Here is a 17,354-nt window from a genome sequence, read left to right on the forward strand (position 1 = left end):
CGTGGAACGGACGTCGGAAAAGCCGACGAAACTGCAACGGATAAGGACGAGATAATGAAACTGAGCGAGTACGTTAGCTACGATGCGTTGGGGCTGGTCGAACTGGTGCAGGGCGGCGAAGTCAGTGCACAGGAGCTGCAACAGACGGCGCAGGCCGCGGTTGAGGCGGTGAACCCGGCGATTAATGCGGTGGTGGAACATTGGACGCAGCCGCAGCCGCAGCCGGAGGGTGAAGGCCCACTGTCTGGCGTGCCTTTCCTGATCAAGGATATCGCCATCAGCATGGCCGGTAAGCGTCAGGAACTGGGCAGCCGGCTGGCGCAGGGCAACATCGCGGCGGCAGACAGCCATCTGATGAGCAATATTCGTCGCGCCGGGCTGGTCACCTTCGGCCGCACCACCACGCCGGAGATGGCCTTCAGCACCACCACCGAAGCGGTGCTTTACGGCGCAACGCGTAACCCCTGGAATCCGGATTTTAGCGCCGGGGGATCCAGCGGCGGTGCCGGTGCAGCGGTGGCTGCCGGGATCGTGCCAATTGCTCATGCCACTGACGCCGCCGGATCGATCCGCGTGCCCGCTTCGTCGAATGGACTGTTCGGCCTCAAACCGACGCGCGGGCGAGTATCACATGGACCGGCGATGGATGAAGTGTTCAACGGCTTTGGCGTGCAACTGGGGCTTAGCCGTTCGGTGCGCGACAGCGCGGCCTTGCTGGATGCCCTGCAGCACCCACATCCCGGCGAACCCTATTACACAGCATCTCCGGCACAGACCTGGCTGTCACAGGTTACGTCAGAACCGGGTCGATTGCGCATTGGCATGATGACTCAGGCGTGGAACGGCGGGAAAACCGATCCACAAATCGCCCAGGCCACGGCCGATACTGCCGTGCTGCTGAGTGAGTTGGGCCATCAGGTTAGTGAAGCTGACATGGCGATCGGCATCAGTTGGCAGGAACTGGTGTTCGCCAATGCGCAAATCTGGTGTGCCAACCTGGTCGGTTGGGTGGACGGCCTGAGCCAGGCGACCGGGCGGCCGATCTCAACCGAAACGCTGGAGCCGGAAACGCTGGCCTGTTACCGCTACGGGCTGGCTGCCAGGGCGGTGGATATGGTCGCGGCCCTTGATGTGCGTAATCGGGTGACCCGCGCGGTGGCTGCCTATTTTCAGCAGTACGACCTGTTGCTGACCCCGACGCTGCCCGATTTACCCTGGCGCATCGGCCGTTATGGCACAGGGACAGCGGACATGAGCGGCCTGGAATGGACGGCGCATTTATTTGATCACTCGCCGTTTACGCCGGTATTTAACGTGGCGGGTGTGCCGGCGATGTCGGTGCCGTTGGCGCAGGATCCGCAGCATAACCTGCCGATAGGCATGCAATTTGTTGCCGGTTTTGGCCGTGAAGATCTGCTATTGCAACTGGCGGGTCAACTGGAGCGGGCTGCACCCTGGCAGCAACGACGTCCCGCTATTTGGGCAGGGAATGCATTGCGCTAGCAGTCAAATGGCAAAATATCCGCTATGTTGCTGAAAGGCTTTTTGCGGCGGGCCGGGGGCTCGTCGCTGGACTCAGGAGGCGTGATGAGCTGTGTATTTTGTGAAATGGTGGCGGGCCGGGTGCCGTGCCACAAAATTTGGGAGGACGACGGCCACATGGCGTTCCTGTCCATCTATCCGAATACCGAAGGGTTCAGCGTGGTGATCCCCAAGGTGCACCATCCCAGTTACGCATTCGCCGTTGCGGACGACGTGCTGAGTGCGCTGATGCTGGCGACCAAGCGGGTGGCACAGTTGCTTGACCGGGCGTTTGACGACGTGGGCCGCTGCGGCATGGTGTTCGAGGGTTTTGGCGTCGATCACCTGCATGCCAAACTGATCCCGATGCACGGTACTGCGGCGCTGGAGCAGTGGCAGCCGATTGAATCGAAATCGACGAAGTTTTTCACACGCTACGAAGGTTACCTGTCTTCTCATGATGCCGCGCGTGCCGATGATGATCATCTGGCTGAGTTGGCGGCACAGATCCGCCGGAGCGCGGCCTAAGGCACTATCTATCAACGATCGGCCATTGATTTTCCTGCTGCTTGGCTCCATGTTAGATATTCATACGCATTTTAAGGCCTGCCCGCTGCGGCGGGCCCCAACGCTAATCAGGACTGCCCTATGACAAATCCGTTGCTGACCCCGTTTTCCCTGCCGCCGTTTTCCGCCATTCGCCCAGAAGATATCGTGCCTGCGGTGCAATCCGCCTTGGCCGATTGCCGCGCTGCGGTAGAGCGCGTTGTCGCGCAACCGGGGCCATTCACCTGGGATAACCTGTGTCAGCCGCTGGCGGAGTCTGACGATCGCCTGTCGCGCATCTGGTCGCCGGTAGGGCATTTGAACTCGGTGAAAAACAGCCCGGAACTGCGTGCTGCCTATGAGCAGGCGCTGCCGTTGCTGTCCGAGTACGGCACCTGGGTAGGGCAACACGAAGGGTTATATCAGGCGTACCGCAGCCTGAAAGAAGGCGCGGCGTTCGATAAGCTTACCGCGCCACAGCGCAAGTCGGTAGAGAATGCGCTGCGTGATTTTGAGCTGTCAGGCATCGGCCTGTCGCCGGAAAAACAGCGTCGCTACGGCGAGATCGTCGCGCGCCTGTCCGAGCTGGGTTCTACGTACAGCAACAACGTGCTCGACGCCACCATGGGCTGGAGCAAGCTGATCACCAGTGAAGCCGAGCTGAGCGGCCTGCCGGAAAGCGCGCTGGCTCAGGCCCAGGCAATGGCGCAGGCCAAAGAGCAGGACGGCTGGTTGCTGACGCTGGATATGCCAAGCTATCTGCCGGTACTGACCTACGGCGACAACCGCGCACTGCGTGAAGAGATGTATCGTGCCTTTGCTACCCGAGCCTCCGATCAGGGGCCGAATGCCGGCAAGTGGGACAACAGCGAAGTGATGGCGGAAACGCTGGCACTGCGCCATGAACTGGCCCAACTGTTGGGCTTTGACAGCTACGCCGACAAATCGCTGGCGACCAAAATGGCGGAAAACCCGGAGCAGGTGCTCGGTTTCCTCAGCGATCTGGCCAAGCGTGCCCGTCCGCAGGCCGAGCAGGAGCTGGCACAGCTGCGCGCCTTTGCTAAACAGCATTACGGCGTGGATGAACTGGAAGCCTGGGACATCACCTACTACGGCGAAAAACAAAAACAGCATTTGTTCTCGATCAGCGACGAGCAACTGCGTCCGTACTTCCCGGAGCAGCGCGTGGTGGAAGGGCTGTTCGAAGTGGTCAAACGCATTTACGGCATCACCGCCAAAGAGCGCAAGGATGTGGATACCTGGCATCCTGAGGTGCGCTTCTTTGACCTGTTCGACGCCAGTGGTGAACTGCGCGGCAGCTTCTACCTCGACCTGTATGCGCGTGAAAACAAGCGCGGCGGGGCGTGGATGGACGATTGTGTCGGCAGTCTGCGCAAGGCCAACGGCGAACTGCAAAAACCGGTCGCCTACCTGACCTGTAACTTCAACCGTCCGTTGGGCGACAAGCCCGCGCTGTTCACCCATAACGAAGTGACCACGCTGTTCCACGAATTCGGCCACGGCCTGCACCATATGCTGACCCAGATCGATACCGCCGGTGTCTCCGGCATCAGCGGTGTGCCATGGGATGCGGTCGAGCTGCCGAGCCAGTTTATGGAAAACTGGTGCTGGGAGCCTGAAGCGCTGGCGTTTATCTCCGGTCATTATCAGAGCGGCGAACCGCTGCCGAAAGAGATGCTCGACAAGTTACTGGCAGCCAAAAACTACCAGGCGGCGTTATTCATTCTGCGTCAGCTGGAATTCGGCCTGTTCGACTTCCGTATGCATGCCGAATACAGCCCGGAAAAAGGTGCGCAGATCCTGCCAACGCTGGCGGAAGTGAAAAAAATGGTGGCGGTCGTGCCTTCACCAAGTTGGGGTCGTTTCCCGCATGCTTTCAGCCATATCTTTGCCGGGGGCTACGCGGCAGGTTATTACAGCTATCTGTGGGCTGAAGTGCTGTCGGCCGATGCTTATTCGCGCTTTGAGGAAGAGGGTATTTTCAACGCCGAAACCGGTAAATCCTTCCTCGACAACATTCTGTCGCGCGGTGGTTCGGAAGAACCGATGGAACTGTTCAAACGCTTCCGTGGCCGTGAGCCGCAGCTGGATGCTATGCTGCGCCATTACGGTATTAAAGGATAACCCCACCGGTGAGCGTGTGTTTATTGTGTGAAGAAGGCGCCGATCCCGGCGCCTTGTCTATTCTGGCGGAACGCTGGCAGTTAATTTCGGACGACGACGCGCTGATGGCGCTGGTGTTGACGCCCGAAAGGCTGGAGCTGCGCAAGCGTGACGAACCCAAACTCGGGGCGATCTACGTCGATTTCGTCTCCGGCACTATGGCCCATCGGCGCAAATTTGGCGGCGGGCGCGGTGAAGCGGTGGCGAAGGCGGTCGGCATCAAGGGCAGTTATCGGCCTGATGTGGTGGACGCCACGGCCGGTCTGGGGCGTGATGCCTTTGTACTGGCGTCTCTGGGCTGTCGGGTGCGGATGCTGGAGCGTAATCCGGTGGTGGCGGCATTGCTGGATGACGGCCTGCAGCGTGGCTATCAGGATGCGGAGATCGGCCCGTGGCTGCGGGAGCGTATGACGCTGTTGCATGCCTCCAGCCTGACGGCGTTGGGTGATATTGATCCACGGCCGGAGGTGGTGTATCTCGATCCCATGTATCCGCATAAGCAGAAAAGTGCGCTGGTAAAGAAAGAGATGCGGGTGTTCCAGTCGCTGGTGGGCAGCGACGATGACGCCGATGGCCTGTTGGAACCGGCCCGCCGCCTGGCGACCAAGCGCGTGGTGGTGAAACGCCCGGATTACGCCCCGCCGTTGGCTAACGTACAGGCGCATGCGGCGTCGACGACCAAGAGTCACCGTTTCGATATATATATGCCCTATCCCCGTCATACTTGACGCTGTATCTGTGTTGGCTGCATTTGCGCACCCCAGTCACTTACTTGAGTAAGCTCCTGGGGATTTACAAACTTGCCGCCTTGATACAACGCCAATTATTTAGGGTATAGATGGCTAAATAGGGAGGCATTCATTGATCTACCTCCCAATTTTATTTTTTACCTTACAAAGATACTGGCAAGCTTGTGTTCCAGATCGCATGATTCCTGTTCATTTCCACTCCTATAATTAGATGATAATGAAGAAGACACTCCTTGCCGTTTTGCTTTGCCTGGGTACCTCTGCGATGGCCTCTGAACCTGTTAATATCACCATTCTTGGCACCTCTGATCTGCACGGCACTTTTGTGCCCTGGGATTACTCCACCGATACTGCAAATCTGGCCGGCAGCCTGAGCCAAATTGCCACCCAGGTGCATCAGGTGCGCGCTCAACAGCCGAACGTGATCCTGGTGGATGCCGGTGACACCATTCAGGGCAACTTTGTCGAGACCTTTAAGAACGACAAAACCAGCCCGATGATCCTCGGTTTTAACGCGCTGGACTATGATGTCTGGGTGATGGGCAATCACGAATTCGACTTCGGCCTCAAACCGCTTTCCACTTCACTGAACCAGTTCAAGGGCACGGCACTGGCCGGTAATATTTTGTGGGACAGCGGCAAGCCCTACCTGCCGGCGTATAAAATCATCGAACGCCAGGGGGTAAAAATCGGCATTATCGGCATGGATACGCCAATGACCGCCGAATTCGCCAAAGGCACCGACCGGGTGAAAGGACTGAACTTTACCGATCCGGTTCAGGCGGTGAAGCAGGTAATTCAGCAGATCCAGGGGAAAGTGGACGCTATCGTGCTGGTGGCACACATGGGGATCGACAACGAGAACCAGCGGCCGGGCACCGGTGTGGGTGATATTGCCCGGGCTAACCCGGAATTGGCGGCGATCGTCGCCGGGCATATGCATGTAAAAGTCGATAAAGAAGTGATTAATGGGGTGATCGTCACCGAACCGGACAAATATGGCCGCGCGCTGTCACGCATCGATTTGCAGTTTGAGCAGCACAACGGCAAGTACGTGCTGATCAACAAAGACAGCTATACCTACCCGATCAAAGGCATCACGTCTGATAAAAAGCTGGAAGAGATTTATCAGCCGTACCACAAGATTTTGCGGGCCAACGCCAATCGGCCGATTGCCCAGCTCAGCGGCCAGGATCTGGTGCCGGCGGATGCAGTGAAAGGCATTCCGCAGGTGCACGTGCAGGATACCGGCATCAGCAAGCTGTATCAGGAGGCCGGGCATTACTATGCACCAAAGGCGCAGGTCATCGCGCTGCAGATTGATAACGACCGGCCGAAACTGAACGTCGGCACTATCACCGCCAAAGACATTGCCTTCAACTACCAATATGCCGGTGGCGAGATCACCGTTTATCAGCTCAGCGGCAAAGAGTTAAAGAAGTACATGGAATGGTCGGCGGGTTACTTCAATCAGCTGCATGACGGCGACGTGACCTACAGTTTCAACCCGCAGCGCCGCGCATCAAAATACTCGACCAATGATTTCTTCGATGGCGTGACCTACAAAATTGACCTGCGCCAGCCGGCCGGGCAGCGCATTCGTGACCTGCGGATGGCCGACAGCACGCCGGTGACGGACAGCACGCCAATCCGTCTGGGGATGAACAGTTACCGCATGGGGCACCTGACGCAAAAAGGCGGCGCGCTGGAAGGCATGCAGTTCCCGGTGCTGTCTGACAGCAAGGTGGAATACGGCGAAGAGGCGGGCACCATCCGTAATCTGACCATTCGTTATCTGACCGAAGTGAAGAAAGGCCAGTATCAGGGACAGGCGGTACAGCGCTGGCAGTTGGTCGGGCTGGAAGGTTATGACCGCGAGCGCAAGATCGTCGAAAAACTGCTGAACGACGGCAAAATCAGCGTACCTACCAGTGAGGATGGGCGTTACGGCAACGTGGCGTCATTCAACGTGAAAGGGTTGCTGCTCAGCGAGCCACAGGCACGTCAACAGCAACAGGCTGCGCTGCAGGCGCAGTTAACTGCCGCCAGTGATCCGGTGGCGAAAAAGCGTTTGAGTGACCAGTTAGTGATTATCGAGGCGATTAACAAAGCCTGAGAATGAATACGGGCTCGGCATGTGTGTAGGGGCTCAGCATGCTGAGCCCTGTTACCTTAATGCCCCTGCAGTAAACGCTTGCCGACATCCCCGCCCGGGTGTACCGCCAGCAGCGTTTCTTTGTTGTAGCCACTGCGTTCCATCAAACAGGCACAGGCCGCGTCGAAAATCGCCAATACCAGCACGATAGAAGTGGTTGCCAGCATATTCAGTGGATCTATCTCATTTTCTACTCCGGTGCGGATCACCAACGTCGCCGCCTGGGCGATCGCCGAATCCGGATTTTCCGTCACGCCAATCAAGGGTACGCCCTTGGCCTGCAGCGTCGGCAGCAGCCGGGTCAATTCGTCGGAATTACCGCCGCGCGAAATCAGAATCATCAGGTCGTCACCGCGCAGAAAGCCCAGATCGCCGTGCGCCGCATCGGTGGCGTTCAGGTAGATGGCCGGCCGCTCCACGCAGGCCAGCATATGGGCAATCTTGCGAGCTGCGATGCCGGAGGTACCGACGCCGGTGACCACAATCTTGCCCCGACACTCCGCCAACTGGGTCAGCAGCCGTTGCCAGGTCTGCGCGTCAATGCGTTGACCCAACTGGGCCAGCTCCCGGCTGTAGACCGCCCAGGCTTGTGTAGCTCGCTGCCATTCCTGCTGCATCAGGCTTCCTCCTGCATAAGCTGGCGGTATTTCATGTGGTCGTTATACAGCTCATGGAACACGCGGTATTTACGATCGTAATAGCGCTTGATCTTGTTGGTCTGTGGCGTCACGGTTTTGCCGATGCGGCTCATGGCGCTCATCGCTTCCGGCAGGCTGTCGAACACTCCGGCCGCCACGGTGCCCATCATCGCACCGCCCAACAGCATTGCCTCGCTCTCTTCCGGCAGCAGCATGGCACAGCCGGTGGCGTTGGCATGTTCCTGCACGAAAATCGGGTTCTTGGTGCCGCCGCCGCTGGCCATGATGGTATCGATGCTGTAACCGCTTTGGTTCATGGTTTCGATAATATGGCGGGTGCCGAGCGCGATGGCCTGGATGGTCGCCAGATAGTGCAGCGCCATGTCTTCCGGGGTGCGTGACAGCTTCAGCCCGGTCAGGGTACCGGTCAGCGTCGGATTGGCGCGCGGCGAGCGGTTGCCGTGGAAATACGGCAGCATATGAATATCTTTGGTCAGGTAGGCGATGTCCTCTGGCTCGCCCGCCATACGGCGCAGCAGGGCGTTCAGCACTTCATAGATGGTCAGGCCCTGTGTTTTTGCCTGCGCCAGCAACTCCTGATAACAAGGATGCGATTGGATCATGTGGTCAATCAGCGCGCCGGTGGCGGACTGGCCGCCTTCGTTCAGCCAGTATTCCGGCAGAATGGCCGAGTAATACGGCCCCCACACGCCGGGGATAAAGTGTGCGGTACGCGACATCGCCATATGACCGGTGGAGGTGCCGCCGATCAGCGCGACGCGACGATTAAAGTCCGCCACTTCACCGGAAACTCCGGTGGCACCCAGCGTACCGAGGGTACCGGCGTGGGCATCAATGATCGACACGCTGACCGCGGTACCGGCAATCAGCCCCATCTCACTGGCGGCGCGCTGGGTGAGGCCGTGCCCGAGCGGTTCACCCATCATTTTGACGTCGCTGCCGATCTTGGCGGCATCGTGTTCCAGCACCTCTTCCAGCCCAATCTGTTTGAAATAGCTCTTGTCCCAGCGCTGTTCATGGCCGAGATAAGTCCATTTGCACACCGTCGAGCACAGCGAGCGGGTGGCGTCCTGAGTGGCACGCCAGGTCAGAAAGTCCGGCAGGTCAAACAGATACCCGGCGTTGGCCCAGGTGGTCGGCATATGCTGCTTCAGCCACAGCATTTTGGGGGTCTGCATCTCCGGCGAGATGATGCCGCCGACGAAATCCAGTACCCGGTGTTTGGTGGCATTAATGCGCTCGGCCTGGGTGATCGCCCGGTGATCCATCCACACGATAATGTTCTGCTCGGTACGGCCGGACGGGCTGACGGTCAACGGCTTACCCTCTTTGTCCAGCACCACCAGGGAGCAGGTGGCGTCAAAGCCCAGCCCTTTGACCTGAATCGGATTGATGTCGGCCTGATTGACCGCATCACGTACTGCGTTGCACACCGCCTGCCAGATATTGTCCGAGGACTGTTCAACAAAGTCGGCCTTCGGGCGGTACAGATCGATGGTTCGGCTGGCCTGTCCAACCATGTGGCCGTTGAGATCGAATACCCCTGCGCGCGCACTCCCGGTGCCTACATCTACGCCAATAAAATAGCTCGCCATTATTTTTCTCCAGTCAGGCTTTTCGATTCTGTAATGCGATAAACAAGATCAGCACCGCACCCCACAGGGCCATGGTCAGATAGCTGCTGACGCCCAGCAGGTTGAGGCCGCTCTCCAGCATTTGCAGCACAATCAGCGCCAGCACCAGCCCGAGCACCCGGCCAAACCCGCCATCCGGGTTAATCCCCCCTAGCACCGAGGCCAGAATGGTCACCAGCAGATAGGATTCGCCGTAGCCAGCCTTGGCCGAGTTGAATTTGGCCATCATCAGCAGTGCCGCACCCCAGCCGAGCAGGGCCGACAGGATATACACCGCGATTTGCACCCGGGCGGTATTCACCCCGCTGAAACGGGTGGCCTGCTCGTTGGAGCCGACCAGATACAGGCTGCGCCCCAGCGTGGTGTGTTCCAGCAGCAGCCACAGGCCCACCGAAACCAGCAGGAACAGCAGCAGCGCCACCGGAATGCCGAGCAGGCTGCCGTTGCCGAGATACTGAATGGCCGCCGGGAAACCGGAGATCACCGCACCGTTGGACAGCAGAATGTTCAGGCCGGTGATCAGCGTCATGGTGCCGAGCGTGGCAAGGATCGGCGAAACACCGACCCAGGCGACCAGCACGCCGTTAAGCGCGCCAATGGCGACGGCGACCAGTAACCCGGCCAGCAGCGCCAGCACCAGAAACAGCGGTTGATCCGGGTGGCTGACAATAACGGCCGCCATCACCAGTGAACAGGCGTTGGCCCCGGCGATAATTGACAGATTGATACCGCCGGTCAGCATGGTAATGCCCATGCCCAGCGCCAACATGCCGAGGATCGGCAATTGCGAGGCGATCGACTGGAAATTACCGAGGCTGAAGAAACGCGATCCAAGCAGCCCGGCAAACAGCAGCGCCACGATAATAATGATCGCACTTTGCAGGCGGATGATCCGATCATTTGGGATCAGACGGGTTAATGGGATCATGTCATAGCTCCTTGGCCAACTTGCGTTTTTCATTCCAGGCGGTGCTGCTGATGCTGATCAAAATGATCGCGCCGCTGAACACCTGGTGCCAATAGGCCGATACGCTAAGCAGCGTCAGACCGTTCTGCAGGAAGGCCAGCAGCACCACACCCAGCAGCGTACCGGTCAGCGAGCCGCGGCCGCCGCTCATGCTGGTGCCGCCCAGTACCACCGCCGCCAGTACCGTCAGTTCGAAGCCGAGCAGCGAATTGGGGGCCACCGACTGAGTGATCTGCGCCTGCACTACTGCGGCAATGCCAGCCAGAATGCCCATGTAACCGTAAACGTAGAAGTGCAGCCGCAGCAGGTTCAGCCCCAGGCGCGACGCCGCATCACGGTTACCGCCCATGGCAAAAATCTGGCGGCCGAGACGCGTGAAGTTCATCAGCACGCCGGTGACGATAATCACTGCCAGCAGGCACAGCAGCGGCAGCGTCAGGCCGTAGTCATAGCCATCAGTGCCCTGGAATGAGAACCAACTGATGCCGTCCATAAACCAGTCGGGGAACCCGTACAGCCAGGTGCCGTTGGTGGCATACACCAGCAGGCCGTAGAACAGGTTCAGCGTGGCGATGGTGATGATGATCGCCGGCACCTTCAGCCAGTAGACCAGAAAACCGTTCACCAACCCGAGCAGCAGGCCGACGCCCATTGCCAGAACGAACGCCAACGGAAAACCGCCGCCGTGCTGGATCACCCAACTGGCCATCACGTACTGGGCGATAGCGGTGATCGCCGGGAACGAAATATCGATGCCACCGGCAATCAGCACCACGAACAGGCCGCAGGCGAGAATGCCGAGAATGGCGTAGCTGGTGGCCACATCGGTCAGGTTGCCCAGCGTCAGAAACTCGCTGGTGCTGACGCTCAGGCCGATGGCCAGCAGCAACACCAGCAGGCCAAGGTAAAACTCGTGCCGCCCGGCCAGGCGGGCCAGTAATGACTTATCCATTCACCACCTCGGCGATCTGTTGTTCGGTACTGTGGTGCGGCGAAAACTCGGCGATCAACTCGCCTTTGCGCATCACCATCACCCGATGGCTGTTGTAATAGGCTTCCGGGATCTCGTCGCAGATCATCAACACCGCCATGCCGAGTGCCGCCAGATCTTTGGCGATCTGGTAGATCCCCTCTTTGTTGGCGATATCTACTCCAACGGTCGGCGAGTCGAGGATCAGGATCTTCGGCTGCGTCGCTACCCATTTGGCGATGGCGATACGCTGGGCGTTGCCGCCGGACAGGGTTTTGACCGGCAGCGCGCTGTCAGACACCTTGATGTTCAGATCGCGGATCAACCGGTTAACCAACCCGGCGGCTTTGGCATGATCCAGCAGCCCGAGCGGGGTATGCAGTTGATCAAACACCGTGACGATGGTGTTGTCGTAGATCGACTGCTCCATGATCAATCCCTGCGTCAGACGATCCTCCGACACATAGCCGATGCCCTGGCGCACCGCTTCGCGGTTGTTGTGCAGCCGCACCGGCTGGCCGTCGATCCTGATCTCACCGCTGTCTGGCCGGGTCATGCCGAACAGGCTGAGGCACAGCTCGGTACGGCCTGCGCCAAGCAACCCGACGATCGAAACGATCTCGCCGCCGTGCAGGGAAAGATTGATGTCCTGATATTTGCCTCGTCGGCTGAGATTGCGCACTTCGAGTCGCGGTGCACCGTCGGTTTCTGCCCGTGGGGGTAACTGGCTATAGTGAAAGCGTTGGCCCGTCATCAGGAACGCCAGTTCATGACTGTCCAGTTCACTTGCCGGGTAGGTGCCGACCAGCTTGCCGTCGCGCATCACGCTGATGCGGTCGGCGACTTCCATCACTTCGTCCAGCCGGTGGCTGACAAACACCACGCAGATGCCCGCCGCTTTCAGTTCGTTGACCACCCGCAGCAGGCCGTTGACCTCCTGACGTGTCAGCGAGGCGGTAGGTTCATCCATGATCACCAGCCGCGCTTCGGCGGCAATGGCGCGGCAAATCGCCACCAGTTGGCGATCGGCAATCGACAGCTTTTCGACTTTCTTGTCGGGGTCGATATGCACGCCGACGCGCGCCATGGCGTCCAGTGCCGTCTGACGCATTACCCGTTTGCGCACCCAGAAATGGCCGCCGGGCAGGTAGCGGTGAATGGCGATATTTTCCGCCACCGTCAGATTGGGGAATAACGACAGATCCTGATAAATCACCTGAATGCCGTAATAGCCGGATAGCTGCGGCGTCAGGGAATGAAACAGTTTGCCTTCCAGTGAAATATTGGCGCCTTTTTCCGGCTGGTAAACGCCGGAAATTATTTTAATTATGGTGCTTTTGCCACAGCCATTTTGTCCGGCCAGGCAGTGCACTTCGCCAATATTCAGAGTCAGGTTGATCTGGTCCAGTGCCAGCACGCCTGGAAATTGTTTACTGATATTCTCCAGGGTGATAAATGCGGTGGATGTGGTCATAGCGTTAACCTGTGCAGGTTTTTATTATCGTCGGGCGCGGTAGGCTGCGCGCCGACGTTATTTAATGATTTTCCCGGTGTGGCGAAATCAGTCCTACCCTATGAATTTCAAGCTGCAGCTAGGCGCCTAGCTCACTCATCCCCAGGCGCTTACTTTAGTAAGTAACTGGGGTGAGTGAGTGCAGGTAACAACGCTGCAGCTTGAAAGGCGACGGGTAAAATTAGAAGCCCAGTGATTTGGCATTATCTTTGGTAACTTCAAGAATTTTATTAAACCGAATCACTTTCTTATCCATATCGACGTCGGCTTTACCCAAACCTTCGATCGACAAGTCTTTGGTCACTTCCTTGCCCTGCAACAGTTGGTCGGCGACGGTCACCAGCGCGTAACCGGCATCTTTCGGATCCCACAGCAGCGCTTTCTTGATGTCGCCGCGCATCAGGTAAGGTGCGGCCTGCGCCGGCATGGCGATACCCACCACGGCAATCTTGTCCTTGGCGCGTTTCTTGGCGACCGCCTGACCGGCACCGATCGGGCCGAGGGAGCCGAAACCGATAATACCTTTCATCTGCGGGTAGGTTTTCATCAAATCCAGCGTGGTGGCGTAGGATTTATCGATACTTTCCGCCACCGGCAGGCGCGAAGTGACTTCGAACATGTCCGGGTATTTGGCTTTCTGGTACTTGATGGCGGAATCCGCCCAGGCGTTGTGCAACGGTACGGTCAGCGAGCCGACGTAAATGGCATAGCCACCTTTGCCGCCCATGTCTTTTGCCAGTTCATCGACGTTGGCCTGCGCATATTTCTCGCTGTCGATGGTTTCAATGTCCCACTGGCCAATCTGCTGGTCCGGGGATTCATGGGTCAGTACCACGATGCCTTTCTCGCGGGCCTTCTTCAGCACCGGTTCCAGTACCTTGGCGTCGTTAGGCACCACGATGATGGCGTTAACGTTCTTGGCGATCAGGTCTTCAATCACTTTGACCTGTGCTGCCGGGTCTGGGGTAGAAGGCCCGGTCTGGTAGGCATTAACGTCGAGCTTTTTCGCCGCTTCGTTGACGCCGACTTCCATACGGTTGAACCAGGGAATGCCGGTCACTTTGGCAACCACGGCGATCTCGTACTTTTCAGCAGCTAAGGCAGGTGTTGTTGATAACATGCACGCAGAAACCACACATGCATTTAATAATGCGAGGTTAAATTTCATTCGCTGTACCTTTTTTATCTGTAGGGGTGGTTGTTTTTCCACCTGAGCAGATTACAAAGGAAAGGAAGAGGGGGCGTAACCTGAAGTTGCAAACTGTGAGCTGTGCACGTTGAGGTTAAATTATGGCATCTTTAATGTTAATTAAATGTTTAATAATTTGATGGTGGTAATTTTACCACTGAAAATCATCACTTAATTAACAATTAAAATCATATTAATTTACATATGAGAAACAAGTTGGGTGAGGGAGTGCGGTTTTTTGGCGGTAAAAATGCCGGCCTGAGCGCCGGCATTGCAGCATTTAATCGATGTGTGAACAAGATCACCTTATGAGGTGATTACAACACGCCCTGTGCCAGCATGGCGTCAGCAACCTTGACGAATCCAGCGATATTGGCGCCGTGTACGTAGTGAGTTTGCTTGCCCTCACCGCCGTATTCCACGCAGGCGTGATGAATATCCGCCATGATATGTTGTAAACGTACATCCACTTTCTCCGCTCGCCACCCGATGCGCGCGGCATTCTGCGCCATCTCCAGGCCAGAGGTTGCGACCCCACCGGCGTTGGCGGCTTTGCCCGGAGCAAACAACACGCCGGCGTCCAGGAATGCATCTGTCGCCTGAATGGTGGTCGGCATATTGGCGCCCTCGGCCACGGCTTTTACCCCATTGCGGATCAGCATCTGGGCAGCTTCCAGATCCAGCTCGTTTTGGGTGGCGCACGGCAGGGCGATATCCACCGGGATGCTCCAGGGCTGCTGACCGGCCAGATAGGTCAGGCCGCGCTCGCGGGCGTAATCTTCCACCCGGCCATAGCGCTGATTCTTGATCTCCACCAAATGGGCCAGTTTCTCGGTGGTGAAACCGGCTTCGTCGACCAGGGTGCCGCCGGAGTCAGACACGGTGATGACGCGCGCATCCAGCTCCAGCGCCTTCTCAATGGTGTACTGCGCCACATTGCCTGACCCGGATACCGCCACCCGCATACCTTCAAAGCCTAATCCGTGACGCTGCAGCATGGCGTCGGTAAAGTACACCAGGCCATAGCCGGTGGCTTCCGGGCGGATCAAACTGCCACCGAATGACAACCCCTTGCCGGTAAACACGCAGGCGGTGTTGTTGGACAGTTTCTTCATCATGCCGCTCATAAAGCCGACTTCACGACCGCCGACGCCGATATCCCCGGCGGGCACGTCGGTGTCTGGCCCCAGATGGCGATACAATTCGGTCATCAGCGACTGGCAGAAACGCATGATCTCCGCCTGGCTTTTGCCTTTCGGATCAAAGTCAGAACCGCCTTTACCGCCGCCCATTGGCAATGTGGTCAGCGCATTTTTGAAGGTCTGTTCAAAACCGAGGAATTTCAGGATCGATAAATTGACCGACGGGTGAAAACGCATGCCGCCTTTATAGGGCCCAATGGCGGAGTTGAACTGCACGCGCCAGGCGCGGTTAACCTGTACCTGACCGCGATCGTCCACCCAACTGACGCGGAACTGAATGGTGCGTTCCGGCTCAACCAAGCGCTCCAGCAGGGCATATTCACGATAACGCGGATTACGCTCGATAAACGGCCACAGCGAGGTGAAGACTTCTCTGACTGCCTGTAAAAATTCTGGCTGATGAGGATTATGCTGTTGTAGCGAGGACAAGAATGATTCTACCGATAAGGCATGTTCCATGGATAACTCCTTTCGCATTAATTTTCCCCCACTATTTTTATAGATATTGGTATGGGTAAAGCGTGGGGAATGATGTTGTGTCTTTAGCGACTATATCACTGGAGGGCGGTTGATTATCAAGCGATTAATGACAGCGGCGGAACGAAAAACGCCCGCAGTAGCGGGCGTTGGGGATTAATGTTGGTGAGTGCTTACTTAATCTTCAGCTTTTTCATCTTCGTCGCGCAGCGGCACGATCAGCATGTCGATGTGTACGGTGTTGATCAACTGGCGTGCGGAGGACATCAGCTTGCTCCAGAAATCCTGGTGGTGGCCGCACAGGACCAGGTCCATATCGTATTTCTTGATGGCGTCGACCAGCACCTGCGCCAAATCACCGCTGCCGCTCAGGGTTTCGGTAATCGGATAGCCGGCGTTTTGTGACAGTTCGGTCAATGCGTGATGCGTTTCTTCCGAGATACGTTTTTGCATATCGCCGAGATTAACGTCGATCAGGCCGGTATACAGGTCGGAATAGTTAACATCTACGTGGATCAGGGAAACTTTGGCGTTGTACGGACGCGCCATAGATACGGCTTTTTCTACCAGAATTTTGCTTTCCGGGGATAGGTCTACCGCGATCAGAATGTGTTTGTAAGCCATGAGAATACTCCTTCCATATAATGCCGATTAAAAGTTAGCAGGCATCAGCGTACCAGCCTGGCGCTTCAGGTTTCATTTTATCATTCAGATAACATAATGATATGTTGGGGCGATCACACTGCACCGCATCAAAAAATCTCTTTATCGCTACTCCGTCAGTTTTACACCCGCCCGGCAGAAAATCCTATCGCCGGTGGTGCTATTGGCGAGTTGACCGATTGAAATATAAGCATTCTTAAACAGAGTATAGTCCCAAATAGCCCATTGGGCAGGGGAAAAGGCCGTCAGCCGTCACGCAGGGCGGGAATCAGTTATAACCAATCGATAGATGACAAATTGGCGGGTTGCGGTAAATTTTAACTACTGCTCAGGCCAGTTGCGTTTCAATAACCTACAATAATGAATATGGGCCTTATCATTACTCCTCTGAGCCAAACCTGCGCGCTGTGCATCTGCATAACGATGGGTGACCTCCAGAGGCGGTGGGTTTTGCGCGGCCTGTGCGGTGCCAAGGGGATCGGAGCGGTAGGCTCCCGCAGTAATGGTATAGAGGTAGGGCAGTTGGACCCGGCGGAGCGCCGTGGATAACAACGCCTTGAGGAGGCAATCATGATCAGTACCGTCGCGCTGTTTTGGGCTCTGTGTGTGGTGTGTGTGTTAAACATGGTGCGGTATTACTCTTCTCTGCGCGCGCTGTTAGTGGTTTTGCGCGGCTGCGACCCGCTGCTGTATCAGTATGTCGACGGCGGTGGCTTCTTTACCGCCCACGGTCAGCCGAGTAAACAGATACGGCTGGTGCGCTATATCTTCTCGCAGCGCTATACAGAACATCACGATCCGGAGTTTATTCGCCGCTGTGAGCGGGTGCGCGGGCAGTTTATGCTGACCTCCGCGCTGTGTGGACTGGTAGTGATCAGCCTGCTGGCGTTGATGATTTGGTATTAAATCCGGCCGGTTTTGCCGA

General features: G+C 57.3%; 14 protein-coding genes. 6 read left to right on the forward strand and 8 right to left on the reverse strand.

What is annotated here, in order from left to right:
- Window positions 1–54 precede the first annotated feature (54 nt).
- The 5 genes from OC597_RS17960 (at window position 55) to OC597_RS17980 (ending at window position 7,116) form a co-directional block, all read left to right on the forward strand.
- Window positions 55–1,503, forward strand: a complete 1,449-nt coding sequence (locus tag OC597_RS17960; protein ID WP_262209848.1) for an amidase — start codon at window positions 55–57, stop codon at window positions 1,501–1,503.
- Between the two features lie 84 nt (window positions 1,504–1,587).
- On the forward strand, window positions 1,588–2,049 hold the full coding sequence (locus tag OC597_RS17965) for an HIT family protein (protein WP_261463655.1): 462 nt from the start codon (window positions 1,588–1,590) through the stop codon (window positions 2,047–2,049).
- Between the two features lie 120 nt (window positions 2,050–2,169).
- Window positions 2,170–4,212 (forward strand): oligopeptidase A, encoded by a 2,043-nt coding sequence (gene prlC, locus OC597_RS17970; RefSeq protein ID WP_261285856.1) that lies wholly within the window; start codon window positions 2,170–2,172, stop codon window positions 4,210–4,212.
- A gap of 8 nt (window positions 4,213–4,220) precedes the next feature.
- Window positions 4,221–4,979, forward strand: a complete 759-nt coding sequence (gene rsmJ, locus OC597_RS17975) for a 16S rRNA (guanine(1516)-N(2))-methyltransferase RsmJ (protein WP_262209851.1) — start codon at window positions 4,221–4,223, stop codon at window positions 4,977–4,979.
- A 238-nt stretch (window positions 4,980–5,217) separates the two neighbouring features.
- Window positions 5,218–7,116: a bifunctional metallophosphatase/5'-nucleotidase gene (locus OC597_RS17980; RefSeq protein WP_262209852.1), complete on the forward strand. Its 1,899-nt coding sequence runs from the start codon at window positions 5,218–5,220 to the stop codon at window positions 7,114–7,116.
- 56 nt (window positions 7,117–7,172) lie between these two features.
- Here the strand turns inward: OC597_RS17980 and OC597_RS17985 are convergent, their stop codons facing one another.
- The 8 genes from OC597_RS17985 to uspA all read right to left on the reverse strand — a co-directional run bounded on the left by OC597_RS17985 (window position 7,173) and on the right by uspA (window position 16,390).
- A complete protein-coding gene (locus OC597_RS17985) occupies window positions 7,173–7,772 on the reverse strand; it encodes a KpsF/GutQ family sugar-phosphate isomerase (protein ID WP_261260315.1) in 600 nt (199 codons plus the stop codon).
- Window positions 7,772–9,409: an FGGY-family carbohydrate kinase gene (locus OC597_RS17990; RefSeq protein ID WP_261260314.1), complete on the reverse strand. Its 1,638-nt coding sequence runs from the start codon at window positions 9,407–9,409 to the stop codon at window positions 7,772–7,774. The genes OC597_RS17985 and OC597_RS17990 overlap by 1 nt, the downstream gene beginning before the upstream one ends.
- Before the next feature lie 13 nt (window positions 9,410–9,422).
- Window positions 9,423–10,376 (reverse strand): ABC transporter permease, encoded by a 954-nt coding sequence (locus OC597_RS17995; RefSeq protein WP_099063439.1) that lies wholly within the window; start codon window positions 10,374–10,376, stop codon window positions 9,423–9,425.
- Window position 10,377: 1 nt separating this feature from the next.
- Window positions 10,378–11,367 carry an ABC transporter permease gene (locus OC597_RS18000; RefSeq protein WP_262209854.1) on the reverse strand — a complete coding sequence of 330 codons (990 nt, stop codon included), beginning with the start codon at window positions 11,365–11,367 and terminating at the stop codon, window positions 10,378–10,380.
- Entirely contained in the window at window positions 11,360–12,859 is a 1,500-nt protein-coding gene (locus OC597_RS18005) for a sugar ABC transporter ATP-binding protein (RefSeq protein WP_262209855.1), read from the reverse strand. Before OC597_RS18005 ends, OC597_RS18000 begins: the two co-directional genes overlap by 8 nt.
- 220 nt (window positions 12,860–13,079) lie before the next feature.
- Window positions 13,080–14,066 carry an autoinducer 2 ABC transporter substrate-binding protein gene (locus tag OC597_RS18010; protein WP_085119918.1) on the reverse strand — a complete coding sequence of 329 codons (987 nt, stop codon included), beginning with the start codon at window positions 14,064–14,066 and terminating at the stop codon, window positions 13,080–13,082.
- A 338-nt stretch (window positions 14,067–14,404) separates the two neighbouring features.
- Window positions 14,405–15,748 carry an NADP-specific glutamate dehydrogenase gene (gene gdhA, locus OC597_RS18015; protein ID WP_099063442.1) on the reverse strand — a complete coding sequence of 448 codons (1,344 nt, stop codon included), beginning with the start codon at window positions 15,746–15,748 and terminating at the stop codon, window positions 14,405–14,407.
- Between the two features lie 195 nt (window positions 15,749–15,943).
- Window positions 15,944–16,390 (reverse strand): universal stress protein UspA, encoded by a 447-nt coding sequence (uspA, locus tag OC597_RS18020; protein WP_012147365.1) that lies wholly within the window; start codon window positions 16,388–16,390, stop codon window positions 15,944–15,946.
- Between the two features lie 609 nt (window positions 16,391–16,999).
- Between uspA and uspB the strand changes: the two genes are divergently transcribed.
- Complete coding sequence (uspB, locus tag OC597_RS18025) at window positions 17,000–17,335, forward strand: universal stress protein UspB (protein WP_085119915.1); 336 nt, start codon at window positions 17,000–17,002, stop codon at window positions 17,333–17,335.
- Window positions 17,336–17,354: the final 19 nt, after the last annotated feature.

Source organism: Serratia proteamaculans (assembly GCF_946227095.1).
Classification (GTDB): domain Bacteria; phylum Pseudomonadota; class Gammaproteobacteria; order Enterobacterales; family Enterobacteriaceae; genus Serratia; species Serratia proteamaculans_E.